Genomic DNA, 25,518 nt, shown 5'->3' with positions numbered 1-25,518 from the left:
ATTAATACAAATCAAAATCTAAAGATACATCTTTGCTCATTGCAATGGAAACACAAGGCAAAATTTTCCCCTGGCTTTTTTCATTTTCTGTCAAATATTCATCTTCAGTCATATCCACTTCTCCATTTTTCAAATAACAAAGACAGCTTCCACAGATGCCAGATTTGCAGGAATAAGGAAGTTTATAACCTAAATCCAAAAGTTGCTGCAAAATTTTTCGCTCGTTATTCTTTAGAACAATTCCATCTTTTTCGATGTGATTGAATTTGATTTTGACATTCACATTCTCAATTAGAGGAAACTCTTTTTCGGTTGGATAGATATCATCATTAAAAGCTTCGAACAATTCAAAATGAATATTTTTTTTCGGAATTCCGTGGTTGTAACAAGCATTGGCGACAGATTTTATCATTTCACCAGGACCGCATATCAGCACTTTATCCGTACTATCCCAAATGGTGGATTCTTCATCATCTTCATCCAAATGTAGAATTTGATTAATAATGAGAGAAATCTTTTTTTCATCCAATCGTCCTTGGAATAATTGGTCTTTTACTTTTTCCTGAGACAAGAAATAAAACACTTCAAATCTGCCAACATTTTCTTTCTGCAAATCTTCCAATTCCTGCTTTAGAACAATATCTTCATAACTTTTGTTTCCATAAAAAAGAAAAATTCTTGTGAATTGTTCTTCGTGAAGAATATTCTTAATATGACTAAAAATCGGTGTGATTCCAATTCCGGAAGCAAAAGCCAGAATTGTCCGTTTTTCGTTTGGTCTTGAAGGAATGAAAAAACGTCCGAGAGGTTCACTCACAGATATTTCATCACCAATCTGATAATTTTTGAATAAGAAACTAGTTGAACTTTCGTCGCCATTGATTTTGATGACTAATTCAATTTTGTTTTCAAAAGGAGCTGATGTAAAAGAATAATCATTCTGAATTTCCTTTTCATTAAAATGATATTTCAGCGTCACATATTGACCTGCTTGGAACTTATAGTTGGATTTCAAATCCTCGGGAATTGCCAATTCCAATGCAAAAGCATTTTTGGTCAATTGTCGTTTTTTAGCTATTTTTAACCTGTGAAACTGAGGTTGATTTGCGATTGTTAATTGATTCTCCATTGTCAAGAATCAAATTTAATGAAATTTGAGAAAAGAAAAAATCTAAATCATCAAGCTTTACTTTCATTTTTAAATAAAATAAAACTATGAAAAAATTCCTAATATATTCCATTTTATCAATCAGCCTTTTAGCTTGTAAAAAGAACGATGAAAAAGTTGCTGAAACCGAAGCCAAAGAAGATTCGATAAAAGTTGAGCCTACAAAATCTGAAGCCGATGTTGCCGAACTGACAGAACTTTCACCTGAAAAAATCTCGGAAGTTTTGAAGTCCAATCATTCTGACACGCTTTATGTGACCAACTTCTTTGCTACTTGGTGTGGGCCGTGTATGCAGGAGATTCCGCATTTCAGAAAGAAGATGGACGAATTGGCAGGAAAACCTGTGAAATTCACATTTGTAAGTCTTGATAACAAAACAGATTGGGCAAGCAAAGTCAGTGATTTTGCCGACGAATATGACATTAGAAAAAACGTCATTCTTCTTGACGGAATGCTTTTGAAACAAGAGTTTTTCGCACAAAATTTTCAATCTTGGAACGGAGAATCGATTCCGTTTACATTAATCAGAAAAGGCAATAAATCTGATGAAACTGTTGGTTCTATGACCGAAGAAATGCTGAATCAGAAAATCAAAAAAATTTTAGCAGATAATTCTTCTGCAAAAGCGATTGACAATAAGGAAAAAGCAATGATTTCCAGTCCAAAAAAATCTTTGAAATAATAATTAATTCTTGATGAAACGTTTTCCTTTTTTGGTAATTTTAATAATCCTCTTTGCGATTATTGCGTTTTTCATCAATCTCAATATTGGTTTTGCAAAACTAAATTTTTCTGATTTTTTCAATTCGGAATCTGAGAATTTTCAAATTGCCGGATTCAGGATTAATCGTGCTTTAGCAATGCTTCTGGCAGGAATTGCGATTCCGACAAGCGGATTTCTTTTGCAGGAATATTTCAAAAATCCTTTGGCTGGACCAGATGTTTTGGGAATCACTTCTGTTTCCAGTTTATTTGTAGCATTTTACATTTTCTTTTCACAGAATATTCTGATTCCTGATTTTCTACAAAATAGTTTCATTAGCTTATCATCAATTATTGGAAGCATTGTTCTGATGATGATTTTACTGTTATTTTCGAATCGATTTCGAGATAAAAGTTTCATTATTATTTTCGGGTTTTTGATTTCAGCTTTAGCTGGTGCTGTTGTTTCCTTTCTTCAATTTTATGTGGAAAGTCAAAGTCTGAAAAACTATATTCTCTGGACTTTCGGAGCAAATAATCAAGCGAGTTTGATTCAGATTTCGATTCTTACAGTTTTAATCATTATTGGATTAATTTTCACTTTCAAATCTATAAAACCTTTAATCGGGAATGCTCTCGGAAGTGCTTACGCACAAAGCTTTGGAATCAGTCAATCTAAGCTGAAAATCAGTATTATTGTAGCTTCTTCCCTACTTTCTGCTTCGGTTACGGCTTTTTTAGGACCGATTTTATTTATTGGAGTTGTGGTTCCACATTTTTGCAGAATGATTTGGAATCCAGCGCAACTTTGGCATCAGTGGATTTTGAATATGATTTTGGGAGTTTTCATAATGCAGTTTTTTTCAATTATTTCTGAGTTGAGTCAATTTCCGATTAATATTATTACGACGTTTTTTGGTATTCCTGTGATATTGATGATGTTGATGAGGAAGGTTTAACACAAGGACACTAAGATTTTTTTTGAATTAATTGAAAATATTTTAAGGCACTAGAAAATCGAAGATTTTCGTATTGTTTTTAACGAAGTTAAACTTTGTGCCTTAAAAACATAATATTGAATAAATCTTTGTGCCTTTGTGTGATAAAATATGGTTTATTGTAAAACCTTAGATAATTTTTCTTTGACTAGAAACAACAAAGTTTTTATCTTCGAGAAAAAAATACAAATGACAGAAAATGAATTATCAAAAATAGTTTTTGATGCTGGACTCAAAATTCATAAGAAATTAGGACCTGGATTATTTGAAAACGTTTATGAAGAATGTTTGTTGTATGAGTTACAGAAGCAAGGTTTAAAAGTTGAAAAACAAATAATATTACCAATAATTTATGAAGAACTGAAAATAGAAAATGCTTTTCGTATTGATATTTTAGTTGAATCAAAATTAGTATTAGAAATCAAAGCAGTTGAATATATAAATCCTTCTCATAAAGCACAAGTATTAACTTATCTAAAAATGACAGGATGTAAATTAGGTTTGCTTATTAACTTTAATGAAGAAACATTTAAAGCAGGTATTTCCAGAGTAATAAATGGTTATTTATAGAAAAAATAAAAACTAGTTCAGTAAAAAAAAATCGAAGATTTTCAAACCTTGTGCCTTAAAAACATATCCAAAATAAAATTATCATTGTGCCTTTGTGTAAACAATAAAATATGTTCTTAGAAATAAAACAAGCAATAATCGGTTACTCAAACCCTTTGGTTTCGGAGATTGATTCTTCTTTGGAATTAGGAGAAGTCTGTTTATTAATGGGAAATAATGGAATCGGAAAAACAACTTTAATCAAATCTATTCTTGGACAAAATAAGCTTTTAAAAGGCGAAATTTTTATTAAAGGAAAATCAATTCAAAAACTGGATTCAAACGAAATAGCATCTCAAATTGCCATTGTTTTTTCTAAAGCTGACATTCCTGATAATTATACGGTCACAGATTTGATTTCGCTCGGAAAATATATTCATTATCCTTATTATTTTAAATTAAATGAAACTGATAAAAAAGAAATTTCAGAAATCATCAATAAACTTAATCTATCAGCATATCAAAACAAAAAACTCACCGAATTATCAGACGGAAATCTCCAAAAAGCCTTTATTGGAAGAGCTTTGGCTCAGAATTCGCCTTTTATTATTCTAGACGAACCAACCACACATTTGGATGAAGAAAATAAACTGATAATTCTTTCTCTTCTAAGAAATCTTGCGAAATATGAAAATAAACTGATTCTTTTCTCTTCCCACGATTGGCGATTGGCAAAGGAATTTTCCGATAAAATCTGGTGGATAAAAGATGAAAAACTCATTAGCGGAATATCTGAAGAAGTTATTCTCAACAATCCCGAATTGATTATGCCAAAGATTTTAGAATTTAATCAAACATTTCACGCTCCAGAAATTGATGCACCGAAATTGGAAAAAGAAATGATGTTTTCTTATCTCCAAAAAAACTTCTCTCAAGATTTACGAAAAATCAAATTGACGTTTAAAAATGATTTTTGGGAACTAAATTCGGAGGGTTTTTATGACAATTGTCATAATTTATCCGAAATTAAACAATCGCTGCAAACATTGATTAAAACAAGCAATTCTAACTAAATAGATTTTCATCAATTTTATTTAATAAGATTCGCATAATAATTAATCAATTGCAAATCAACAATTTAAACAACTTAATATCAAAATACTATGCATGCATAGTATTTTTTTTATATTTGTAAAAAGCACTTCAATATGCTAGTTATGGAAAAGAAAAATTCAGAAAAAGTCGAAAGTGTTGACTTAATGTTAAAGTCGGCTTGGTTAGCGGTCTCGAAAATGTATTCGGACCAAGCATCCCTGTACAATTCAACTGCAGTTCAAGCATTGACATTACTTAAAATTGACCCAAAAGAAGGAACAAGAAGTACGAATCTTGGTCCCAAAATGGCGATTGAACCTACTTCATTGACAAGAATCATCAAACTTCTCGAAGACAATGGTTATATCTACAAAGAAAAAACCACAACTGATAAACGAGAAGTGATTATAAAACTGACGGAAAAAGGAGTCAACTCCAGAAATCTTTCCAAAGAAGTTGTAGTTAATTTCAATAAAAAAGTGGTTGAAAGAATTGCTCCAGAGAAATTTGAAGTTTTCAAAGAAGTAATGACAGACATCTTAAAAATCGCGAACGAACTAAATCATAAAAAGTGAAATCGTGAAAATGTAAAACTGTTAGATTTATAGAAAAATCAACTAATTTAACGAATCAACAAATTAACAAATCAACATAATGAACAGAAAAATAAAACACGTTACGGTTCTTGGTTCCGGCGTTATGGGTTCCGGAATTGCCTGTCATTTAGCGGGTAACGGCATCTCGGTTTTGATGTTGGATATGCCTCCGAAAGATTCGGAAAACGCCGACAAAAAAACAAGGAACAGCGTTGCACAAGGTCATCTTAACAACGCTTTGAAAAGTAATCCTTCACCAATCTATGACAAATCTTTCGCTTCCAGAATTACGGTTGGAAACTTCGAAGATGATTTGGATAAAATCAAAAATTCGGATTGGGTGATTGAAGTGATTGTCGAGAGATTGGACATCAAACAATCGATGTTTGAAAAAGTGGACAAACTTCGTAAAGAAGGAACTTTGATAACTTCTAACACATCGGGAATTCCGATTCATTTGATGTCAGAAGGAAGGTCAGAGGATTTCCAGAAACATTTCTGTGGAACACACTTTTTCAATCCACCGAGATACTTGAAATTATTTGAAGTAATTCCAGGTCCAAAAACAGATAAATCTGTGATTGATTTCTTTATGTCTTATGGCGAAAAATTCCTTGGAAAAACCACTGTTCTTTGTAAAGATACGCCAGGATTTATAGGAAACAGAATTGGAGTTTATTCGATGGCAAAGATTATGGAATTGACGGAAGAAATCGGTTTAACAATTGAAGAAGCTGATTCCTTGACCGGAGATTTACTGAATCGTCCAAAAACCGGAACTTTCAAATTGGGAGATTTGGTTGGCTTGGACACCGCTTTCAATGTAACCAAAGGACTTCAAGCCAATCTTAAAGACGATGAAATGGTTCAGGCTCTTAAAGATTCCAAAACTTTGAATTTCCTTATTGAAAATAAATTCCTTGGCGATAAAGCTAAAAAAGGATTTTATTATAAAGAAAAAGATGCTGGTGGAAATGTGAATCGTTTCGTTCTTAATTATGAAACGCTGGGCTACGAACCGACAAAACAACCAAAACTTTCGATTGTTACAACAGCGAAAGAAGCCGGAAGTTTGAAAAACCGTTTACCGATTTTGTTGAAAGACCAATCCAAAGCCGGAGAATTGATTAGAAAACATTTCGCTTCATTGTTTGCTTACGTTTCTCAAAGAGTTCCAGAAATTACGGATGTGTTCTATTCTATCGATGATGCAATGAAAACCGGTTACGCTTGGAAATATGGACCATTTGAAAACTGGGATTTTGTAGGAATCCAAAAAGGAATTGATTTGGTTGAAAGCGAAGGTTATAAAGTGGCAGATTGGGTAAAAGAAATGCTGGCTTCCGGAAACGAATCTTTCTACAAACTGGAAAATGGAAAACAATTATTTTACAATCAGAATACGAAAACTTACGAACCAATTCCTGGTCAGGATTCTTTTATTATTCTTAATAACATCAGAAAAGAAAAAACAGTTTGGTCTAATTCTGAATCTGCATTAATTGACCTTGGCGACGGTATTTTGAACTTCGAATTCCGTTCAAAAATGAACTCTCTTGGAGGTGGCGTTTTGGAAGGTCTTAATAAATCCATTGATATTGCCGAGAAAGATTATAGAGGTTTGGTTGTAGGAAATCAAGCTGAAAATTTCTCAGTCGGCGCTAATCTAGCAATGGTAATGATGATGGCTGTTGAACAAGATTGGTACGAACTGAATATGGCAATCGCAATGTTCCAGCAGACTTCGATGAAGTTACGATATTCATCAATTCCAGTAATCGCTGCACCTTTCGGAATGACGCTTGGTGGTGGCTGCGAATTCTCTATGCACGCCGACAAAATCGTTGCAGCAGCAGAAACTTACATCGGGCTTGTAGAAGTTGGTGTTGGTCTGATCCCTGGTGGTGGCGGAACCAAAGAATTTGCTTTAAGAGCCTTGAAAGGAGCACTTCCTGATGATGTAAAAACCAATCATTTGAGAAATTACTTTATGAATATTGCAACGGCAAAAGTGGCGACTTCTGCTCACGAAGCTAAGCAAATGGGAATTTTAACAGATAAAGATATCATTGTTGTTAACAAAGACAGACAAATCGCTGAAGCAAAACGTCAGGCTATTGTTTTAGACGAATTAGGATATACACCGCCGGTTCCTGAGAAAGTTAAAGTTCTTGGAAATGAAGCAATGGGAATGTTCTACGTTGGAACAGACCAAATGGTTGCTGGTGGTTATGCATCAGAACACGACAGAAAAATCGCGAATAAAATCGGTTATGTAATGACCGGCGGTAATCTTTCTGAACAGACAGAAGTTTCTGAACAATATTTATTGGATTTGGAAAGAGAAGCATTCTTGTCACTTTGTGGAGAAAGAAAAACACTTGAAAGGATTGGTGGAATGTTAAAAACAGGAAAACCGGTAAGGAATTAGACAAGAGATTGAAAGATTGAAGACAAGAGACACTTATAAAAAAGTATAAGAATGCACAATATTAGAAAATTAAAAATCTGGAATGATTCTATTGATTTAATTATTGAAGTCTATAGCGCTTTAGCTACTATGCCAGTTGAAGAAAAATATGGTTTGTCTTCTCAAATCAAAAGATGTGCAGTTTCTATTCCTTCGAATATTGCAGAAGGTGCTGGACGAGAAAGAGAAAAAGAATTTTATCATTTTCTAAATATCGCTTATGGTTCTTCTTATGAACTTCAAACCCAACTTATTATCTTCGAAAGATTAAATTTTATATCCATAGAAAGAAATGAATTGCTACTAAATAAATTGGATGAAATTCAGAAAATGCTTTTTGTCTTCAAAGAAAATCTCAAGAAAAACATTAATATTTAAAATCCGACAAGAGTCTCTAATCTCTTGTCTAAATATCTCTAAATCTATGAACGAAGCATATATAGTAACAGGATACAGAACAGCAGTTGGTAAAGCGCCGAAAGGTTCTTTGCGTTTTACCCGTCCGGATGATATGGCGGCAACTGTAATAGAACGTCTGATGAAAGATGTTCCAAATCTTGACCCGGCTCGCATCGACGATTTGATTGTCGGTTGTGCAATGCCGGAAGCAGAGCAAGGATTGAATGTCGCAAGACTGATTTCATTAATGGGATTGGATACAGACAAAGTTCCGGGTGTAACAGTGAACAGGTATTGTGCATCAGGTTCAGAATCGATTGCGATTGCAGCAGCAAAAATCAAAGCTGGAATGGCAGAATGCATCATCGCTGGTGGAGCAGAAAGTATGTCTTATATCCCAATGGGAGGCTATAAACCAATTCCGGACACGGATTTGGCAAAATCAAATCCCGATTATTATTGGGGAATGGGATTAACAGCAGAAGCGGTTGCCAACGAGTTCAAAGTAAGTCGCGAAGAGCAGGATCAATTTGCTTATAACTCTCACCAGAAAGCGATAAAAGCGATACAGGAAGGAAAATTTGATAATCAGATTGTTCCGATTGATGTGAAATATAATTTCCTTGATGAAAAGGAAAAGATTCAGACCAAAGAATACGCATTCAAGCAAGACGAAGGTCCGAGAGCTGATACTTCAATCGAGGCCTTGGCAAAACTTCGTCCTGTTTTCGCAGCGAATGGTTCTGTAACGGCAGGTAATTCATCTCAAACTTCTGACGGTGCGGCTTTCACAATGGTAATGTCGGAAAGAATGGTCAAAGAATTAAACTTAACACCAGTGGCGAGACTTCTCTCCTATTCAACTGTCGGAGTTCCGCCAAGAATTATGGGAATCGGACCAATGTATGCGATTCCGAAAGCATTAGAACAAGCTGGCCTAAAACAATCTGACATCGATTTGTTTGAATTGAACGAAGCTTTTGCCTCTCAATCCGTTGCCATTTTAAGAGAATTGAATATCAATCCTGACATCGTAAACGTAAACGGAGGCGCAATCGCACTTGGACATCCACTTGGTTGTACAGGAACAAAATTGACTGTTCAACTGCTTGACGAAATGAAACGCAGACAAAGCAAATACGGCGTTGTGACAATGTGTGTTGGAACAGGTCAAGGTGCAGCGAGTGTATTCGAACTTCTCTAATAATTATAGATTTTAAATTATAAATTTTAGATGAAATGAGCTTCAAAGAAGATAATTTGATTCAACATAAAACATTTGAATTTGCATTGAGTATAATTAAATTTTATACGATTTGTAAATCTCAGAATGAATATATTCTTTCAAAGCAGATTCTTCGTTGCGGAACTTCGATTGGTGCAAATGTAGAAGAAGCAATTGCCGCTCAATCTAAAAAAGATTTTATCTCAAAACTATCCATTGCAAATAAAGAAGCTAGAGAAACAAAATATTGGTTGAAGCTTTATCAATCTTCGAATCTCGTTCAGATTGAGGTTGAATCTTATTTAAAAGAAATCGAAAGTATCATTAATATTCTAACTAAAATCATCAAAACTTCATCTGAAAATTTATAACAGCGAATCTTACATTTAAAATTTATAATCTAAAATTTAAAATCACAAAATATTATGTCAACAGAAACTAAAACATTAGACGGCGGAGAATTCTTGGTAAAGGATATTTCTGCTCAGGAAATTTTCAGCATCGAAGAATTGTCCGAAGAACAAAAGATGCTTCGCGATTCTGCAAAGGAATTCATAGATAAAGAAGTGGTTCCGAATAAGGAAAGATTCGAGAAAAAAGATTACGCTTATACAGAAGAAGTAATGCGTAAAATCGGGGAAATGGGATTCCTGGGAATTGCTGTTCCGGAAGCTTACGGCGGTTTGGGAATGGGATTCGTAACTACAATGCTGGCTTGCGATTACATCTCTGGAACGACAGGTTCATTAGCAACGGCTTATGGCGCGCATACAGGAATCGGAACACTTCCTATCCTACTTTACGGGACTGAAGAACAAAAGCAGAAATATCTTCCGGATTTGGCTGCTGGAACTAAATTCGGAGCGTATTGTTTGACTGAGCCTGATGCTGGTTCTGATGCCAACAGCGGAAAAACAAGAGCAAAATTGTCTGAAGATGGAAAACATTACATCATCAACGGGCAAAAAATGTGGATTTCAAATGCAGGATTTGCGGATACTTTCACTTTGTTTGCTAAGATTGATGACGATAAAAACATTACAGGGTTCGTTATCAACCGTTCCGAGTTGGAAAATCCTGAAAGTCTGACTTTCGGAGAGGAAGAACACAAATTGGGAATTCGTGCGTCTTCTACGCGTCAGGTTTTCTTCAATGATATGAAAATCCCTGTTGAGAACCTTTTAGGCGAAAGAAACAACGGTTTCAAAATCGCATTGAATGCACTTAACGTTGGTCGTATCAAATTAGCTGCGGCTTGTCTGGATGCACAAAGAAGAATCCTGAATTATTCTCTGAGTTATTCTACGGAGAGAAAGCAATTCGGGGTTTCTATCAATACATTTGGAGCGATTCGTAAGAAGTTGGCGGAAATGGCAACAGGCGCTTTCGTGAGTGAGGCTGGTTCTTACAGAGCTGCTAAAAATGTAGAAGACAAAATCGAGGAACTGGTTGCTGGTGGAATGAACCACGAAGAAGCGGAACTAAAAGGTGTGGAAGAATTTGCGGTTGAATGTTCTATTCTGAAAGTTTTCGTTTCAGATTTAGCTCAGCATACAGCAGATGAAGGGATTCAAATCTATGGTGGAATGGGATTCTCAGAAGATACACCAATGGAATCTGCCTGGAGAGATTCAAGAATTTCCAGAATCTACGAAGGAACTAACGAAATCAACAGACTCTTGGCCGTTGGAATGCTTATCAAACGTGCGATGCAAGGCAAAATCGATTTGTTAACGCCTGCAAAAAACGTGGCTAAAGAATTGATGAGCATTCCGTCTTTTGACATTCCGGATTATTCAGAATATATGTCTGAGGAAAAAGAAGTGATTAAGAACTTGAAAAAAGTATTCTTAATGGTTTCCGGTTCTGCGCTTCAAAAATATATGATGGACATCGAGAAGCAGCAACATTTGTTATTAAACGCTTCCGAAATCCTGAACCAAATCTATATGGCAGAATCAGCAATCCTGAGAGCTGAGAAACATTTCTCAACAGATTCTGTAGAAGCTGCAATGGCAAGACTGAATCTTTACAAAGCGGTTGAAATCATCACAACCAACGCCAAAGAAGGTATCGTTTCTTTCTCCGAAGGCGACGAACAAAGAATGATGTTAGCAGGATTAAGACGTTTCACAAAATACGTGAACACACCAAATCCAATTGCATTGACAGAAAAAGTTGCTGCACATTTTATTGAGAAAGGTTCTTATTAAATTATCCGTTTGGTTAAAATTATAAAATTCGCCTCAGAAATTTCTGAGGCGAATTTTATTTACATACAAATTTTTCTACTTATATATTTAAGTAAACATTTATATTTTTTGTAATACATTTTCTATATTAGTTTTCAATTGTCTTTGAAAGGTGTCCCAATCTTTGTATATTCTAGCAGAAGCTTGCTTCACTTTCATATTTTGGATATTTTCCAAATTTATAACGATAAGTGATAAACTCTGATTTATTTGCTGTGTAGTTGAAAACTCTATGAAATTTGGAATTTTGTAAGTATCTATAAAACCTTTTTTTATCTGATGTTTCAAATTATTTTGGTTTTCATCCCAAAATTTATTTTTTTGTTTTTCATCATATTCATTATGTTCTGTTTTGTTTTTCCAAAGTTTAAAATCAATAACACATTTTTCAAAAAGTTTTTCATCAACTATAGCGAAATCAAGATCACTATTTTCTGAAAACTTTCTACCATAATTATTTGGATCTATTGCAAATCCAGTTTTGGCACTTCCTATTAAAACTATACAATTTTTCTTTACATCAAATTTATCTTCGATATACTGTGTTATCTGTTCGTAGATTAATGGCTTAACTTTAAAAGCGTGACAAAAATTACTAATTACAAGAAAATTTAATAAAGATTTTTTTTCGTTTTCATTTAGGTTAAAATAATTCTCTTTTAGAAAATTAGCTTCTACAACCTTTTCAAAAGGATTTTCGCATTCTTGAGATGTGCGTATATAATTAATAATATTTGCCATAAAGTTTATATAATTTCATTAGGTATCTTGCTCTTTGAGCAATTAATAAATGTTTCTTTGATATACTAGATTTTGGTTCAGGATATTTTAATCTTGCAATTATTGACGCACATATATCGTCACTTAATTCATCATTTAATTTTAAATTATATGAATTTAGAACATTCTCTAGTCCATTCTTATTTGTACCAAAATATGCTAACTTTAGATATAATAATGCTATTTCTTTTTTTGATATAATTTTTTTTAAGTAAGTAGCAAGAATAATTTCTTTCAATTTTCTACGAAAAGATCTTTCATATTGATTCGTAATTACTCTAACAAGTTGTTGTTCAATTGTGCTAGCACCCTCTTTTTTATTGTAAAATAATCTGTTTCTAATTGCTCTAATTATTGCAATAACATCAAAACCTTTATGTTGATAGAACCTTCTGTCTTCTCCAATAATTAGAAAAACGACAAGCTTATCTAAGTTTTTAAACTTAGAATAATTTATGATATTTTCTTTTTCATTAATGATTAATTTGTTGATTGTTAACAAATCAATTGTTATTTCTTTATAAATCAATTGTTATATTTTATTACTTATTTCATTACTGAATCAAAACAAACTCAACTGTATCCCATCATTCCCTTTCGGAGGTTTAGCATCGCCAAAAACAGTTTTTCCACCAAATCGCCAAGAGTTTTGTCTCTCCTCTTCTATCACTTTTTCAAGACTGAAATCTGGCGTAAAATTCTCTTCGGTTTTCACAGCAATCTCGTGTAGCTTTTTAATAGCAAGATTCTTATCCGTGTTTCCCAACTTAGCTTTCTCTATTCCGGTTCTGAGAATAGAAATTGTTTCGTCATAAGTTTGGGTCGGAACAGGAAACGGATGACCGTCTTTTCCCCCGTGCGCAAAAGAAAAACGCGCAGGGTCTGTAAATCTGGAAGGCGCCCCGTGAATCACCTCACTCACCAAAGCCAAAGACTGCATCGTTCGCGGACCAACACCTTTCAGCATCAGCAAATCTTCAAAATTATCAGGTTCATTTTCTCTCGCCAGCCAAAGAATATTGCCTAGCTTTTTCATATCCACATCACTCGCCAAAACTTCGTGATGAGCCGGCAAAATTAAACGTTGAAAATCCTGCATCCACTTCTCAGAATCGGTTTTTGTGATGTCAACGATTCCATTTCTATTTTGTTCTGCTTCGGAAGATGTGAGGTTGAGAATATTCCCACGATTAACACCGGAAATTCCTGTGTGAGGCTCATTTACAAAAGAAGTTACATTTTCTGACAGCCAATGATAACGTCTCGCAGTTCCGTCAGAATCGTGCATCCCTTGCTGAACAACCGCCCAATTGCCTTGGTCGGATAAAATAAAATTATGAAGATAAAGCTGATAACCATCTTGGATCGCCGTGTTATCAACTTTCGCAGATAGTTTACTGCAACGCACCAATTCATCGCCGTTCAACCCGGTTGAATCTGCAATTCTCATCAATTCATTCGGTGCGTCTTTGGAGAATTTTCCTTTTCCTCCCGCAATATAAATTCCAAGAGATTTAGAATTTGGATTAATGGCTCGTTTCAAAGCGCCCATTACAGATGTTGTAATTCCCGAAGAATGCCAATCCATCCCCATAACCGCTCCAAAACTCTGAAACCAAAATGGGTCAGCCAATCGTCGCAACACTTCATCTTTTCCGTAATCTGCAAGAATCACTTCCACAATCGCCAGCCCAAGTCTGGACATACGCTCATAAAGCCAAGGTGGAACCTGACCGTAATGAAGTGGCAAATCTGCAGTTCCAGAACGTTTCATTTTTTATTTTTTTAAACCACAAAAGTCACAAAAGAATGATGTGGAATTTATCTTTTTAAGATTACAAAAGTCAGTAATATCGGTTTATTCGTTCTTTTCAACATTAGAAAAACATCCAAAACTTTTGTGACTTTTGTGGTTAAACTATTTGTCAAAAAAAGCATTCAGATTTTCAAGATTCTTTTTATCGCTTCCAGCAAAAACTTCTTTATCTGTAAGAAAAACCGGACGTTTCAAAAAACTGTAATGGTCAAGAATCAACTTCTTAAAATCCTTTTCTTTCAAAGAACTCACATCAATTCCTCTTTCCTTGATTTGCGTCGATTTTTTACTGAAAAGCGCTTCATAGGATTTCGTTTTGTCGTACATTTCTTCCAGTTCAGCTTCGGTTACAGGATTGGATTTTATTTCTCTCAGTTCCCAATCAGAAAGGTCAAGAGGTGTCATTATTTTCTTGTTGGTTCCGCAGGTTTTGAGATAGAATACTTTTTTCATTGTTATTAAAGTCAAGAGATTTAAACTAGAATTTAAGAAACACAAATTTAGTGCAAATGTCAAATGAATAAAAGGTTGTAATCTAAAAATTCTTCCCTATTTTTGAATCTTAATAAGAATAAAATGGAAAATAAACCGGTTACATTTCAGTTCATTTCTGAACCGACAGACATTAATTTTGGAGGCAATGTTCACGGAGGGAGCGTGATGAAATGGATAGATCAAGTCGGTTATGCCTGCGCAAGCAATTGGTCAGGAACTTATTGTGTAACGGTTTATGTTGGCGGAATCCGATTTTATCAGCCCATCAAAATCGGTGAAATTGTAAAGTTGGAGTCCAAAGTTATTTTGACAGGAAACTCAAGTATGCACATCTCCATCGATGTATTTTCGCGTAATGTAAAAGAAAAAAACTTTGAGAAAAGAACACATTGCATCATTGTTTTTGTAGCGGTTGACGAAAATGGAAAAGCTATGGAAGTTCCAAAATGGATTCCTACAACAGAAAAGGAATTACAATTGGAACAATATGCGAAAAAACTGATGAATCTGAGAAAAGATATTGAAGACGAGATGAAACCTTTTTTATAATTTTTTGAAAAAAATAGTTGCAGAATTAAAAATCATTTCTAAATTTGCTCTTATGAAACGACAGTTACATCTGTCAGATAAAAAAAATAAATATTCTCAGATGAAATTAATGAACACAAAAAACTGGTGGTGGCTTTCAAACTCTATGTCGGGTCTGAAAGGATTATCGGTGTTCTAAATTGTGAACTAACTATAACTCAATCATAATAGACTTTGACAAATTTTGTTAAAGTCTTTTTTATTTTATGGCTTCGAGAGCCTCAGTCTGACAGAGTTTAGTTTTAGTAATTGTCATCCTGAGCGGAGTCGAAGGATTTTAGAAAAAAATTAAATCGTATGAAATTAAATAACATAATCAATATAAAAACTTCTGTTAAATCCCGTTTAGCAGACCTTTATACGCCAATTGGGATTTATCTCCGTCTTCGCGACCAGTTTCGAGATACGATTCTTTTGGAAAGTGCAGGAAATCAGAATTCTGAAAATTCGTTTTCATTTATATGTGTTAATGCCATTGCCGGAATCGAAATCCGAAATTACGATGAAGCAGAATTGAAATTTCCTCTTGAAAATCCTCAGAAAATCAATTTAGAAAATGAGAAATTGTCTGATTTGATGCAGGAATTTTCCAACTGTTTCCAATGCGAAAAACCAAACCACGAGATTGGAAAACAAGCGCAGGGATTTTTCGGTTACACAAGTTATGATGCGATTCCATTTTTCGAAAACATCAAATTCAAAGAACAATCGGAGGAAAATAAAATCCCTTTGATGCGTTATCGTTTGTATCAATATGTCATCGCAATCAATCATCATAATGACGAAATGTTCCTGATTGAGAATAAAATCAAAGGACTGAAATCCGAAATGTCCACGCTTGAAAATATCATCAACCAAAAAAATGCGCCGGTTTTTCCATTCGAATTGACCTCAGAAGAAACTTCAAATCTGAAAGATGAAGAGTTTTTGGAATCGGTGGAGTTTGCTAAAAAACATTGTTTCCGTGGAGACGTTTTCCAATTAGTTTTGAGCAGAAGATTTGAACAGAAATTCCAAGGTGACGAGTTTAATGTTTATCGTGCTTTGAGAAATATCAATCCTTCTCCTTACCTATTCTTCTTCGATTATGGCGATTATAAATTAATGGGTTCCAGTCCGGAAAGTCAGTTGATTATCAAAAACGGAAAAGCAATTATTCATCCCATTGCGGGAACTTTCAAAAGAACCGGAAACATCGAAAAAGATTTGGAATCTGCAGAAAAACTCAAAAAAGATCCGAAAGAAAATGCGGAACATACGATGTTGGTAGATTTGGCGAGAAACGATTTGAGCATTCACGGGAAAAATACAACGGTTTCCAAACTGAAAGAAATCCATTTTTTCTCACACGTGATTCATATGGTTTCTGAGGTTGTAACGGATGTCAAAGAAGACCAAAATCCATACGAAATGATTGCAACTACTTTCCCACAAGGAACTTTGAGCGGTGCTCCAAAATACAGAGCAATGCAGTTGATTGATGAACACGAGAAAACTTCCAGAAGCTATTACGCAGGATGTATCGGCTTTGTAGGCTTTGACGGAAGTTGTAATCAAGCGATTATGATTCGAACTTTCTTGAGCAAAAATAACACGCTTTTTTATCAAGCCGGAGCCGGAATTACCGCAAAATCTGTTGCAGAAAGCGAGTTACAGGAAGTTAATAACAAACTAGGCGCTTTGAAAAAAGCGATTATTAAAGCGGAGAGAATTGTTAATGGTTAATTATTAATTGTTATTAGGATGAAAGACAATAATATTATAAAAAAGAAAAGTTTTGATTTTGCAGTTCGAATTATTAAACTTTATCAATATTTGGCTAATGATAAAAAAGAATATGTTTTGAGTAAACAAATCTTACGAAGTGGAACAAGTGTTGGCGCAATGGTTAGAGAAAGTGAGCACGCTCAAAGCAAAGCAGATTTCATTCATAAATTATCTATTGCACAAAAAGAAATTAATGAAACTTTGTATTGGTTAGAGTTATTCCAAGCTACAAATTATCTTTCCTCACAAGAATTTGAAAGCATCAATGAAAATGCTGTTGAAATTATAAAATTAATTACCAGCATAATTAAAACCACAAAAAATAACAATTAACAATTGATAATTAACAATTATGATATTAGTCTTCGATAATTATGACAGTTTCACATACAATCTCGTTCAAATCATTGAACAAATTGTAGGTCAAAAAGTAGATGTTTACAGAAATGACCAAATCCATTTGCAAGACATTGAAAAATACGATAAAATCATTCTTTCACCGGGTCCGGGAATTCCAGAAGAAGCCGGAATTTTGCTAGACGTGATTAAAAAATATGCGCCTACTAAATCTATTTTCGGAGTTTGTTTGGGACAACAAGCGATTGCAGAAGCTTTCGGTGGAAGTTTGATTAACCTTTCAGAAATCTATCACGGTGTTGCAACTGAAGCTACTCAAACCAATGACCATAAAATTTTCAATAATTTAGCGGAAACTTTAGAAGTCGGACGTTACCATTCTTGGGCAGTCAATCCGGATGATTTCCCTGCTGAATTAGAAATCACAAGCATTGACAAAAACGGAATGATTATGAGTTTGAAACATAAAACTTATGATGTTCACGCTGTCCAATATCATCCGGAAAGTATCTTGACACCTGATGGAAAAAAGATTTTAGAAAATTTTCTTCTTAATGATTAATTATAAATTATTAATTGTTAATGATTAAAATTCAAGCAAATTAATCATTAACAATTGACCATTAACAATTAAAATGAAACAAATCCTACAATATCTTTTCAATCATCAGACTTTGACAAAAGCCGAAGCCAAAGCTATTTTGATTGAAATTTCACAAAATAAATTTAACGAAAGTGAAGTCATTTCGTTCATCACCGTTTTTCTGATGCGAACGATTACTTTGGAAGAACTCGAAGGTTTTCGTGAAGCGTTGTTGCAATTGGCAAAACCTGTCGATTTGGGAACCAAAGATTTGGTTGACATTGTTGGAACTGGTGGAGACGGAAAAAACACATTCAACATTTCGACTTTAGCGAGTTTTATTGTTGCAGGAACCGGACAAAAAGTAGCTAAGCAAGGCAATTATGGAGCATCTTCTATTTCCGGTTCGTCTAATGTTTTAGAAGAATTGGGTTACAAATTCAAGGATAATTCTGAAGATTTGAAAGCCGATCTAGAGAAAGGAAACATCTGTTTTCTTCACGCACCGTTGTTTCATCCCGCTTTGAAGTCGGTTGCGCCTCTCAGAAAACAACTCGGGTTGAAAACTTTTTTCAATATTCTTGGACCTTTGGTAAATCCTATTCGTCCTGATTTTACAATGATTGGCGTTGCAAATTTGGAAATTGCAAGAGTATATCAATATCTTTTGCAAAAGCAGAAAAGCGAATTTATGATTGTTCACGCTTTGGATGGTTATGACGAAATTTCTTTAACTGGTGACACAAAAATCATCAGCAAAACCGGAGAAAAAATCTATTCTGCAGAAGATTTGAAATTCAAAAACGTTTCTGCTGAAAATATTTTCGGAGGTGAAACCAAGGAAGATGCTTCAAAATTATTTATCAAAATTTTGGAAGGTAATGGAACTGAGGAACAAAATTCAGTTGTTCTTGCTAATGCTTCAATTGCTTTGGAAAACACCGGTAAATATGGAAATTATGACGATTGTTTGGCTTTGGCAAAAGAAAGTTTGGAAAGCGGAAAAGCCTTAAATAGTTTACAGTTGTTAGTTGATGGTTGATAGATTTATTATCTCTAAATTCAATCAACTGACAACCAACAACAATCAACCAAATAAAAATGAACATTCTCGATAAAATCATAGAACGAAAAAAACAGGAAGTTACTGAAGCAAAATCAAAATTTTCTATTGAACAACTGAAAGATTCTGAGTTTTTTGGAAGACCAACTTTTTCGTTGAAAGAAACTTTGAAATCCAAATCCGGAATTATTACTGAATTCAAACGACAATCGCCGAGCAAAGGAATTATCAATGATAAAGTTTCACCTTTGGAAGTTGTTTCTGAATATGAAAAATTCGGAGCAAGTGCGGTTTCAATATTGACAGACAAAGATTTTTTTGGTGGAAGTTTTGATGATATTTTGAGTGTTAGAAATCGTATCAATATTCCGATTTTGAGGAAAGATTTTATGATTGATGAATATCAATTTTACGAAGCCAAAGCAATCGGAGCCGATATTATTTTGTTGATTGCAGCTTGTCTTTCGTCAACTCAGGTTTCGGAATTTACGGAATTAGCACATTCTTTAAATCTTGAAGTTTTACTGGAAATCCATTCCGAAGAAGAATTAAAACACATCAATAAAAACGTGGATTTTGTTGGAATTAACAATCGAAATTTGAAAGATTTCAAAGTGGATTTGCAACATTCTGTAGAGTTAAAAAATCAACTACCAGAAGATATTTTCTCCATTGCAGAAAGCGGAATTTATAATGAAGAAGATTTTAAATTCCTAAAAGAAAAAGGATTTGATGGTTTCTTGATGGGCGAATATTTTATGAAAAATGAAAATCCGGGAGAAAAATTCGGAGAATTTGTTTCTAATGTATCAATTTAGTAAAGATGGAAAGTCAGTTTCAAGTTAAAGTCTGCGGATTAACAAAGCTCAATCAGATTAAAGAATTAATTGATTTGAAAGTTGATTTTCTGGGATTTATCTTTTATGAAAAATCTCCGAGATATGTTTTGAATTATTTGAGTTTGGAGCAAATTTCAGAAATCAATCATCAAGCAAAAGTTGGTGTTTTTGTGAATGAAGATTTAGCAAAAATTATAGAAATTTCGGGACAAGCCGACTTAAATTTCATTCAGCTTCACGGTGATGAAACCGAAGAATTTATTTCAGAATTAAAACAAAAACTGAATTCAAAAATTGCAATTATTAAAGTTATTAGAGTCGGAAGTCAGAAGTCGGAAGTTATAAATGAAATTCAAAAAATCTCGAATCTCAAATCTCAAATCTCGAATCTTCTTTTTGACACCGATTCCAAAGCATTTGGAGGAACAGGAAAAACCTTCGACTGGAACATTTTAAATGATATCAAAATTCCAATTCCTTATTTTTTAAGTGGCGGAATTTCCTTAGAAAACATCCATCAACTGTCAACCATCAACCATCAACCAATCGCTCTCGACATTAATTCAAAATTTGAAATCGAGCCTGGAAATAAAGATTTAGAAAAAATAAAAGAATTTATAAAACTGTTAAAAGTAAAAAATAGTATGTAAAATGTATTCTAACTCAAACAAATACATTTTACTTTTTACATTATACATTAATACAAAAAAATATGAACTTTCAAAACCCAGATAAAAACGGTTATTACGGAGATTTCGGAGGCGCTTTCATTCCCGAAATGCTTTATCCAAATGTTGCCGAATTACAAGAAAAATATTTACAAATCATTGATTCTGATGAATTTCAAACAGAATTTCAGGATTTGTTGAAGAACTATGTCGGGCGCGCTACTCCACTCTATTTTGCGAAAAATCTGAGCGAAAAATATCAAACTCAAATTTATCTGAAAAGAGAAGATTTGAATCACACCGGAGCGCACAAAATCAACAATGCTTTAGGACAAGCTTTACTCGCTAAAAAACTAGGAAAACACAGAATCATTGCAGAAACCGGAGCCGGACAACACGGTGTTGCAACAGCAACAGCTTGTGCATTATTAGGATTGGAATGCATCGTTTATATGGGCGAAATCGATATCCAAAGACAAGCGCCAAACGTTGCCCGAATGAAAATGTTAGGAGCAACTGTAATTCCTGCGACATCAGGTTCCAAAACCTTGAAAGATGCAGTAAATGAAGCTTTGAGAGATTGGATTAATAATCCTTCTACGACACATTACATTATTGGAAGCGTGGTTGGTCCGCATCCTTTTCCTGATTTGGTGGCGAGATTTCAAAGTATTATTTCAAAAGAAATCAAAGAACAACTGAACGAAAAAATCGGAAGAGAAAATCCTGATTATGTAATTGCCTGCGTTGGTGGTGGAAGCAATGCAGCAGGAACTTTTTATCATTTTGTGAATGAAGAAAACGTGAAAATCATTGCAGCAGAAGCAGGAGGTTTTGGCGTTGATTCAGGAAAATCTGCAGCGACTACTTTTCTCGGAACTTTAGGAATTCTGCACGGAAGTCAGAGTCTCGTAATGCAAACCGAAGACGGACAAGTTATTGAGCCACATTCTATTTCTGCAGGTTTGGATTATCCGGGAATTGGACCAATGCACGCTAATCTTTTCAATCAAAAAAGAGCAGAGTTTTTCAGTATTAATGATGATGAAGCTTTGAAATCTGCCTTTGAACTAACGAAAATCGAAGGTATTATTCCAGCTTTGGAAAGTGCGCACGCTTTGGCGGTTTTGGATAAAAAGAAATTTGACAAAGATGATATCGTTGTGATTTGTCTTTCGGGTCGTGGCGATAAGGATATGGAAACGTATTTGAAGAATTTGGTTGATGGTTGATAGTTATTGGTTGATGGCTTTATAAGTCTTCAATTTCTAAAATTCTAACTATCAACTGACAACCAACAACAATCAACTAATTATGAAAAAACTAAACATATATTTCACCGCAGGAATTCCTACTTTGGAAGATACCGGAAAAATTGCCAAACTGATTCAGGAATCGGGAGCGGATATGATGGAGATTGGGATTCCGTATTCCGATCCTGTTGCGGATGGACCTGTGATTCAGGATGCGCATTCTTTGGCTTTGAAAAACGGAATGTCTATCAAGAAGCTGTTCGAGCAATTGGCAGAAATCAAAGATTCTGTGACGATTTCGAAAATATTAATGGGTTATCTTAATCCTGTTCTTCAATTTGGGTTTGAAAATTTTTGTCAGAAATGTTCGGAAGTTGGTGTTTCAGGATTGATTATTCCTGATTTACCACCAATTGAATTTGAAAATAAATATGGCGAAATCCTTAAAAAATACAACCTGAATTTCACGTTTCTCGTAACGCCTGAAACTTCGGAAGAGCGTATCAAATATTTGGATTCTTTGAGTTCAGGATTTTTGTATGCTGTCAGTTCTTCTTCCACAACTGGAAACGAAAATGCTGTTTTAAAGAATGAAAATTATCTCGACAAATTGGCTTCATTAGAATTGAAAAATCCAGTTTTCATCGGTTTTGGAATCAAAAATAAATCTGATTTTGAAAATGTTACAGAAAAAGCACAAGGCGGAATTATCGGAACCGCTTTTGTGAAAATTCTTCTGGAAAATCAGGATTGGGAAGAGAAAGCAGAAAGCTTTATCCAAAGTGTAAAAAATTAATAAAAAAGCAGTCTTATTTTTTTAGTAAGGCTGCTTTCCGTTTTTTTTAACAAAAAACGGAAAATCTAAAATAATAGATTTCCCGTTAATATGAATTATTTTAATTGAAATTTTATTTCAACGCGCTGATTGCGTTTTCGTAGTTTGGTTCTTGACCAATTTCCGGAACTTGTTCTGTGTAGATAACTGTACCTTTTTCGTCCAAAGCAACTACTGCTCTACTCAATAACCCTCTCAATGGGGAATCATCCAAAGTCACGCCGTAATCTTCTCCAAAATTCCCTCTGAAATCTGATAAAACTTCTACATTATCAAGACCTTCAGCAGCGCAAAATCTGCTCAATGCAAAAGGCAAATCTCTAGAAACGTTGATAACAACTGTATTTTCTAAAGAACTAGCTTCTTTATTGAATTCTCTTGCAGAAGCAGCGCAAACACCCGTATCAATGCTTGGGAAAATATTTAATAATACTTTTTTCCCTGTATAATCAGCCAAATGTTTTTCAGATAAATCAGCAGCAACTAATGTAAACTCTTGAGCGATAGTTCCAACTTCTGGCAAAGCTCCAACTGTATTGATAGGACTTCCTTTGAATGTAATTTGTGACATTATTTCGTATAATTTATTTCTTCAAAGTTAATGGTTGATTTCTGAATTTTCAAATTTTAAAATTGACTTTAATAAAATTTAACTTTTACTAATTATAAAGAATAATTAATTATCTATTTGAATAAAAATCATATTTCTACTACTAGAAAATTATTATAAAAACACTAAATTTGTATGTTTTGAAAAAACAGTAAACAAAATCAACTACTATAATGTCAGAAAAATCAAAAATTATCTACACGCTTACGGATGAAGCGCCAATGCTTGCAACGCATTCTTTTTTGCCTATCGTTAAGGCGTTTACTTCGGTTGCAGACGTTAACATCGTTCCAAAAGACATTTCACTTTCCGGAAGAATCCTGGCTAACTTTCCAGAGTTCTTGACGGATGACCAAAAAATCGGAGATGCTTTGACGGAACTTGGAGAATTGGCAACAACTCCGGAAGCAAACATTATTAAATTACCAAACATTTCTGCTTCTGCGCCTCAATTAGAAGAAGCTATTGCAGAATTACAAGCTAAAGGTTTTGCAGTCCCAAATTATCCTGCTGAACCAAAAACTGAAGAAGAAAAAGCAATCAAAGCAAAGTATGCTAAAGTTCTAGGTTCTGCCGTGAATCCTGTTCTAAGAGAAGGAAACTCAGACAGACGTGCGCCTAAAGCTGTTAAAAATTATGCAAAAGCTAATCCACATAAAATGGGAGCTTGGGCATCTGACAGCAAAACAGATGTTGCTCATATGGAAAGCGGTGATTTCTACGGAACCGAAACTTCTACAACTGTGGAATCTGATTCTAAATTCAAAATCGTTTTCTTTGGAAATGATGGTTCTGAGAAAGTTTTGAAAGATTTCGCAAATCTTAAAGCTGGTGAAGTAATCGATTCTTCTGTAATGAACATTAATTCATTGAAAGCATTTGTTCAAACTGCAATTGATGAAGCAAAACAGAGAGGCGTAATCCTTTCTGCGCACTTGAAAGCAACGATGATGAAAATCTCTGACCCTATTATTTTCGGGGCAATTGTTGAGACTTTCTTCAAAGATGTATTTACAAAATATGCTGAGACGTTCAAATCTCTAGATATCAATCCAAACAACGGATTACAAAACCTTTACGATAAAATCGCTGGAATTCCTCAAGAAGCAGAAATCAAAGCAGACATCGATAAAGCGCTTGAAAACGGACCTAGAGTTGCAATGGTAAACTCGGATAAAGGAATCACGAATTTCCACGTGCCTTCTGACATTATCGTTGATGCATCTATGGCTGCATTAATCAGAAATGGAGGAAAAATGTGGGACAAAGTTGGTGCTGAAGATGATACAGTAGCGATTATTCCAGACCGTTCTTATGCAGGTTTCTATCAGGCTGCAATTGACGATATGAAAGCTAACGGAAAATTGGACCCTACAACAATGGGTTCTGTTCCTAACGTTGGTTTGATGGCTCAAAAAGCAGAAGAATATGGTTCTCACGATAAAACTTTCCAAGCAGAAGCTGACGGAACTGTTAAAGTTCTTGATGAAAACGGAAACGTTCTATTGGAACAAAAAGTTGAGAAATCTGATATTTTCAGAATGTGTCAGACTAAAGATGCTCCAATTCAAGATTGGGTGAAATTAGCGGTAAACAGAGCAAGATTATCTGATACACCAGCTATTTTCTGGTTGGATAAAGCAAGAGCGCACGACAGAGAAATCATCAAAAAAGTTGAGAAATATCTTAAAGATTACGATACAACTGGACTTGACATCAGAATCCTAGATGTGAAAGATGCAATGACAGAAACGCTTAAAAGAGCAAGAGAAGGAAAAGACACCATCTCTGTTTCTGGAAACGTTTTGAGAGATTATTTGACTGACCTATTCCCTATTTTGGAATTAGGAACTTCTGCAAAAATGTTGTCTATCGTTCCATTGATGAACGGTGGCGGTTTGTTTGAAACTGGAGCTGGTGGTTCTGCGCCAAAACACATCGAGCAATTTATAGAAGAAGGTTATTTGCGTTGGGATTCTCTAGGAGAGTTCTTAGCATTGCAGGCTTCTTTGGAACATTTGGCACAAACTCAAGATAATGCAAAAGCTCAGATTTTAGCTGATGCTTTGGACGAAGCTAATGCTAAATTCTTAGCAGAAGACAAATCTCCAGGAAGAAAATTGGGAACTATCGATAACAGAGGTTCGCATTTCTACTTGGCAACTTATTGGGCAGAAGCTTTGGCAAATCAGACTAAAGATGCTGACATTGCTTCAAAATTTGCGCCTGTTGCAAAAGCTTTAGCAGAAAACGAAACCAAAATCAATGAAGAATTGATTGGTTCTCAAGGTAAAGCTCAGGAAATCGATGGTTATTACAGACCAGATTTCGCTAAAACAGATGTTGCGATGAGACCTTCTGCAACGCTTAATGAAATTGTAAACGGAATCTAAGCGGATTCTTGTTAAA

At 34.5% G+C, this 25,518-nt stretch carries 26 protein-coding genes; 20 read left to right on the top strand and 6 right to left on the bottom strand.

Annotated features, from left to right (window positions below; genetic code table 11):
* Nucleotide 1 precedes the first annotated feature (1 nt).
* Complete coding sequence (locus DRF58_RS05730; protein WP_116033767.1) at nt 2-1,129, bottom strand: 2Fe-2S iron-sulfur cluster-binding protein; 1,128 nt, start codon at nt 1,127-1,129, stop codon at nt 2-4.
* Nucleotides 1,130-1,215: 86 nt separating this feature from the next.
* Between DRF58_RS05730 and DRF58_RS05725 the strand changes: the two genes are divergently transcribed.
* The 10 genes from DRF58_RS05725 (at nt 1,216) to DRF58_RS05680 (ending at nt 11,416) form a co-directional block, all read left to right on the top strand.
* Nucleotides 1,216-1,851, top strand: a complete 636-nt coding sequence (locus DRF58_RS05725) for a TlpA family protein disulfide reductase (protein WP_116033765.1) — start codon at nt 1,216-1,218, stop codon at nt 1,849-1,851.
* A gap of 13 nt (nt 1,852-1,864) precedes the next feature.
* On the top strand, nt 1,865-2,830 hold the full coding sequence (locus DRF58_RS05720) for a FecCD family ABC transporter permease (protein ID WP_116033764.1): 966 nt from the start codon (nt 1,865-1,867) through the stop codon (nt 2,828-2,830).
* A 228-nt stretch (nt 2,831-3,058) separates the two neighbouring features.
* Complete coding sequence (locus tag DRF58_RS05715) at nt 3,059-3,439, top strand: GxxExxY protein (protein ID WP_116033794.1); 381 nt, start codon at nt 3,059-3,061, stop codon at nt 3,437-3,439.
* Nucleotides 3,440-3,549: 110 nt separating this feature from the next.
* Complete coding sequence (locus DRF58_RS05710; protein WP_116033762.1) at nt 3,550-4,491, top strand: ABC transporter ATP-binding protein; 942 nt, start codon at nt 3,550-3,552, stop codon at nt 4,489-4,491.
* 144 nt (nt 4,492-4,635) lie between these two features.
* Entirely contained in the window at nt 4,636-5,088 is a 453-nt protein-coding gene (locus DRF58_RS05705) for a MarR family winged helix-turn-helix transcriptional regulator (RefSeq protein WP_116033760.1), read from the top strand.
* 79 nt (nt 5,089-5,167) lie between these two features.
* Nucleotides 5,168-7,540 carry a 3-hydroxyacyl-CoA dehydrogenase/enoyl-CoA hydratase family protein gene (locus DRF58_RS05700; protein ID WP_116033758.1) on the top strand — a complete coding sequence of 791 codons (2,373 nt, stop codon included), beginning with the start codon at nt 5,168-5,170 and terminating at the stop codon, nt 7,538-7,540.
* A 51-nt stretch (nt 7,541-7,591) separates the two neighbouring features.
* Nucleotides 7,592-7,957 carry a four helix bundle protein gene (locus DRF58_RS05695; protein WP_116033756.1) on the top strand — a complete coding sequence of 122 codons (366 nt, stop codon included), beginning with the start codon at nt 7,592-7,594 and terminating at the stop codon, nt 7,955-7,957.
* Between the two features lie 46 nt (nt 7,958-8,003).
* The gene (locus DRF58_RS05690; protein ID WP_116033755.1) at nt 8,004-9,182 is read left to right on the top strand and encodes an acetyl-CoA C-acyltransferase; all 1,179 of its coding nucleotides are present in this window, start codon (nt 8,004-8,006) and stop codon (nt 9,180-9,182) included.
* A gap of 35 nt (nt 9,183-9,217) precedes the next feature.
* Entirely contained in the window at nt 9,218-9,574 is a 357-nt protein-coding gene (locus DRF58_RS05685) for a four helix bundle protein (RefSeq protein ID WP_116033753.1), read from the top strand.
* 54 nt (nt 9,575-9,628) lie between these two features.
* Nucleotides 9,629-11,416 (top strand): acyl-CoA dehydrogenase family protein, encoded by a 1,788-nt coding sequence (locus tag DRF58_RS05680; protein WP_116033751.1) that lies wholly within the window; start codon nt 9,629-9,631, stop codon nt 11,414-11,416.
* Between the two features lie 99 nt (nt 11,417-11,515).
* On the opposite strand, the gene DRF58_RS05675 is transcribed toward DRF58_RS05680, so the two are convergent.
* The 4 genes from DRF58_RS05675 to DRF58_RS05660 form a co-directional block, all read right to left on the bottom strand.
* Nucleotides 11,516-12,196 (bottom strand): hypothetical protein, encoded by a 681-nt coding sequence (locus tag DRF58_RS05675; protein ID WP_116033750.1) that lies wholly within the window; start codon nt 12,194-12,196, stop codon nt 11,516-11,518.
* On the bottom strand, nt 12,180-12,764 hold the full coding sequence (locus DRF58_RS05670) for a biosynthetic peptidoglycan transglycosylase (protein WP_116033748.1): 585 nt from the start codon (nt 12,762-12,764) through the stop codon (nt 12,180-12,182). Before DRF58_RS05670 ends, DRF58_RS05675 begins: the two co-directional genes overlap by 17 nt.
* Before the next feature lie 33 nt (nt 12,765-12,797).
* On the bottom strand, nt 12,798-14,009 hold the full coding sequence (locus DRF58_RS05665; RefSeq protein ID WP_116033746.1) for a DUF763 domain-containing protein: 1,212 nt from the start codon (nt 14,007-14,009) through the stop codon (nt 12,798-12,800).
* Between the two features lie 144 nt (nt 14,010-14,153).
* Complete coding sequence (locus DRF58_RS05660) at nt 14,154-14,504, bottom strand: arsenate reductase family protein (RefSeq protein ID WP_116033745.1); 351 nt, start codon at nt 14,502-14,504, stop codon at nt 14,154-14,156.
* Nucleotides 14,505-14,627: 123 nt separating this feature from the next.
* Here DRF58_RS05660 and DRF58_RS05655 point away from each other — a divergent pair, with 123 nt between their 5' ends.
* The 9 genes from DRF58_RS05655 (at nt 14,628) to trpA (ending at nt 22,460) form a co-directional block, all read left to right on the top strand.
* Nucleotides 14,628-15,095 (top strand): acyl-CoA thioesterase, encoded by a 468-nt coding sequence (locus tag DRF58_RS05655; RefSeq protein WP_116033743.1) that lies wholly within the window; start codon nt 14,628-14,630, stop codon nt 15,093-15,095.
* A 336-nt stretch (nt 15,096-15,431) separates the two neighbouring features.
* On the top strand, nt 15,432-16,859 hold the full coding sequence (locus tag DRF58_RS05650) for an anthranilate synthase component I family protein (protein ID WP_185144532.1): 1,428 nt from the start codon (nt 15,432-15,434) through the stop codon (nt 16,857-16,859).
* Between the two features lie 18 nt (nt 16,860-16,877).
* Nucleotides 16,878-17,234 carry a four helix bundle protein gene (locus DRF58_RS05645; RefSeq protein WP_168926409.1) on the top strand — a complete coding sequence of 119 codons (357 nt, stop codon included), beginning with the start codon at nt 16,878-16,880 and terminating at the stop codon, nt 17,232-17,234.
* Nucleotides 17,235-17,250: 16 nt separating this feature from the next.
* Complete coding sequence (locus tag DRF58_RS05640) at nt 17,251-17,820, top strand: anthranilate synthase component II (protein ID WP_116033740.1); 570 nt, start codon at nt 17,251-17,253, stop codon at nt 17,818-17,820.
* A gap of 73 nt (nt 17,821-17,893) precedes the next feature.
* Nucleotides 17,894-18,883 carry an anthranilate phosphoribosyltransferase gene (trpD, locus tag DRF58_RS05635; protein ID WP_116033738.1) on the top strand — a complete coding sequence of 330 codons (990 nt, stop codon included), beginning with the start codon at nt 17,894-17,896 and terminating at the stop codon, nt 18,881-18,883.
* A 59-nt stretch (nt 18,884-18,942) separates the two neighbouring features.
* A complete protein-coding gene (gene trpC / locus DRF58_RS05630; RefSeq protein WP_116033737.1) occupies nt 18,943-19,722 on the top strand; it encodes an indole-3-glycerol phosphate synthase TrpC in 780 nt (259 codons plus the stop codon).
* A 5-nt stretch (nt 19,723-19,727) separates the two neighbouring features.
* Nucleotides 19,728-20,393 (top strand): phosphoribosylanthranilate isomerase, encoded by a 666-nt coding sequence (locus DRF58_RS05625; protein WP_116033735.1) that lies wholly within the window; start codon nt 19,728-19,730, stop codon nt 20,391-20,393.
* A 62-nt stretch (nt 20,394-20,455) separates the two neighbouring features.
* Nucleotides 20,456-21,643: a tryptophan synthase subunit beta gene (trpB, locus tag DRF58_RS05620; RefSeq protein ID WP_116033733.1), complete on the top strand. Its 1,188-nt coding sequence runs from the start codon at nt 20,456-20,458 to the stop codon at nt 21,641-21,643.
* Nucleotides 21,644-21,725: 82 nt separating this feature from the next.
* Nucleotides 21,726-22,460 (top strand): tryptophan synthase subunit alpha, encoded by a 735-nt coding sequence (trpA, locus tag DRF58_RS05615; RefSeq protein ID WP_116033732.1) that lies wholly within the window; start codon nt 21,726-21,728, stop codon nt 22,458-22,460.
* A gap of 112 nt (nt 22,461-22,572) precedes the next feature.
* Here trpA and tpx read toward each other — a convergent pair whose 3' ends face one another.
* Entirely contained in the window at nt 22,573-23,070 is a 498-nt protein-coding gene (gene tpx / locus DRF58_RS05610; RefSeq protein ID WP_116033730.1) for a thiol peroxidase, read from the bottom strand.
* Between the two features lie 212 nt (nt 23,071-23,282).
* Between tpx and DRF58_RS05605 the strand changes: the two genes are divergently transcribed.
* Complete coding sequence (locus DRF58_RS05605) at nt 23,283-25,502, top strand: NADP-dependent isocitrate dehydrogenase (RefSeq protein ID WP_116033728.1); 2,220 nt, start codon at nt 23,283-23,285, stop codon at nt 25,500-25,502.
* Nucleotides 25,503-25,518: the final 16 nt, after the last annotated feature.

This window comes from Epilithonimonas hispanica (assembly GCF_003385395.1).
GTDB lineage: Bacteria > Bacteroidota > Bacteroidia > Flavobacteriales > Weeksellaceae > Epilithonimonas > Epilithonimonas hispanica.
This window is presented reverse-complemented; position numbering and strand designations above follow the sequence as displayed.

Coding starts and splice junctions, on each gene's coding strand:
- DRF58_RS05685 (WP_116033753.1), top strand. CDS start 9,218: ATGAGCTTCAAAGAAGATAATTTGATTCAACATAAAACATTTGAATTT.
- DRF58_RS05710 (WP_116033762.1), top strand. CDS start 3,550: ATGTTCTTAGAAATAAAACAAGCAATAATCGGTTACTCAAACCCTTTG.
- DRF58_RS05730 (WP_116033767.1), bottom strand. CDS start 1,129: ATGGAGAATCAATTAACAATCGCAAATCAACCTCAGTTTCACAGGTTA.
- DRF58_RS05690 (WP_116033755.1), top strand. CDS start 8,004: ATGAACGAAGCATATATAGTAACAGGATACAGAACAGCAGTTGGTAAA.
- DRF58_RS05650 (WP_185144532.1), top strand. CDS start 15,432: ATGAAATTAAATAACATAATCAATATAAAAACTTCTGTTAAATCCCGT.
- trpD (WP_116033738.1), top strand. CDS start 17,894: ATGAAACAAATCCTACAATATCTTTTCAATCATCAGACTTTGACAAAA.
- DRF58_RS05675 (WP_116033750.1), bottom strand. CDS start 12,196: ATGGCAAATATTATTAATTATATACGCACATCTCAAGAATGCGAAAAT.
- DRF58_RS05720 (WP_116033764.1), top strand. CDS start 1,865: ATGAAACGTTTTCCTTTTTTGGTAATTTTAATAATCCTCTTTGCGATT.
- DRF58_RS05700 (WP_116033758.1), top strand. CDS start 5,168: ATGAACAGAAAAATAAAACACGTTACGGTTCTTGGTTCCGGCGTTATG.
- DRF58_RS05725 (WP_116033765.1), top strand. CDS start 1,216: ATGAAAAAATTCCTAATATATTCCATTTTATCAATCAGCCTTTTAGCT.
- trpC (WP_116033737.1), top strand. CDS start 18,943: ATGAACATTCTCGATAAAATCATAGAACGAAAAAAACAGGAAGTTACT.
- DRF58_RS05655 (WP_116033743.1), top strand. CDS start 14,628: ATGGAAAATAAACCGGTTACATTTCAGTTCATTTCTGAACCGACAGAC.
- DRF58_RS05665 (WP_116033746.1), bottom strand. CDS start 14,009: ATGAAACGTTCTGGAACTGCAGATTTGCCACTTCATTACGGTCAGGTT.
- DRF58_RS05705 (WP_116033760.1), top strand. CDS start 4,636: ATGGAAAAGAAAAATTCAGAAAAAGTCGAAAGTGTTGACTTAATGTTA.
- DRF58_RS05660 (WP_116033745.1), bottom strand. CDS start 14,504: ATGAAAAAAGTATTCTATCTCAAAACCTGCGGAACCAACAAGAAAATA.
- DRF58_RS05695 (WP_116033756.1), top strand. CDS start 7,592: ATGCACAATATTAGAAAATTAAAAATCTGGAATGATTCTATTGATTTA.
- trpA (WP_116033732.1), top strand. CDS start 21,726: ATGAAAAAACTAAACATATATTTCACCGCAGGAATTCCTACTTTGGAA.
- DRF58_RS05605 (WP_116033728.1), top strand. CDS start 23,283: ATGTCAGAAAAATCAAAAATTATCTACACGCTTACGGATGAAGCGCCA.
- trpB (WP_116033733.1), top strand. CDS start 20,456: ATGAACTTTCAAAACCCAGATAAAAACGGTTATTACGGAGATTTCGGA.
- DRF58_RS05625 (WP_116033735.1), top strand. CDS start 19,728: ATGGAAAGTCAGTTTCAAGTTAAAGTCTGCGGATTAACAAAGCTCAAT.
- DRF58_RS05715 (WP_116033794.1), top strand. CDS start 3,059: ATGACAGAAAATGAATTATCAAAAATAGTTTTTGATGCTGGACTCAAA.
- DRF58_RS05645 (WP_168926409.1), top strand. CDS start 16,878: ATGAAAGACAATAATATTATAAAAAAGAAAAGTTTTGATTTTGCAGTT.
- DRF58_RS05680 (WP_116033751.1), top strand. CDS start 9,629: ATGTCAACAGAAACTAAAACATTAGACGGCGGAGAATTCTTGGTAAAG.
- tpx (WP_116033730.1), bottom strand. CDS start 23,070: ATGTCACAAATTACATTCAAAGGAAGTCCTATCAATACAGTTGGAGCT.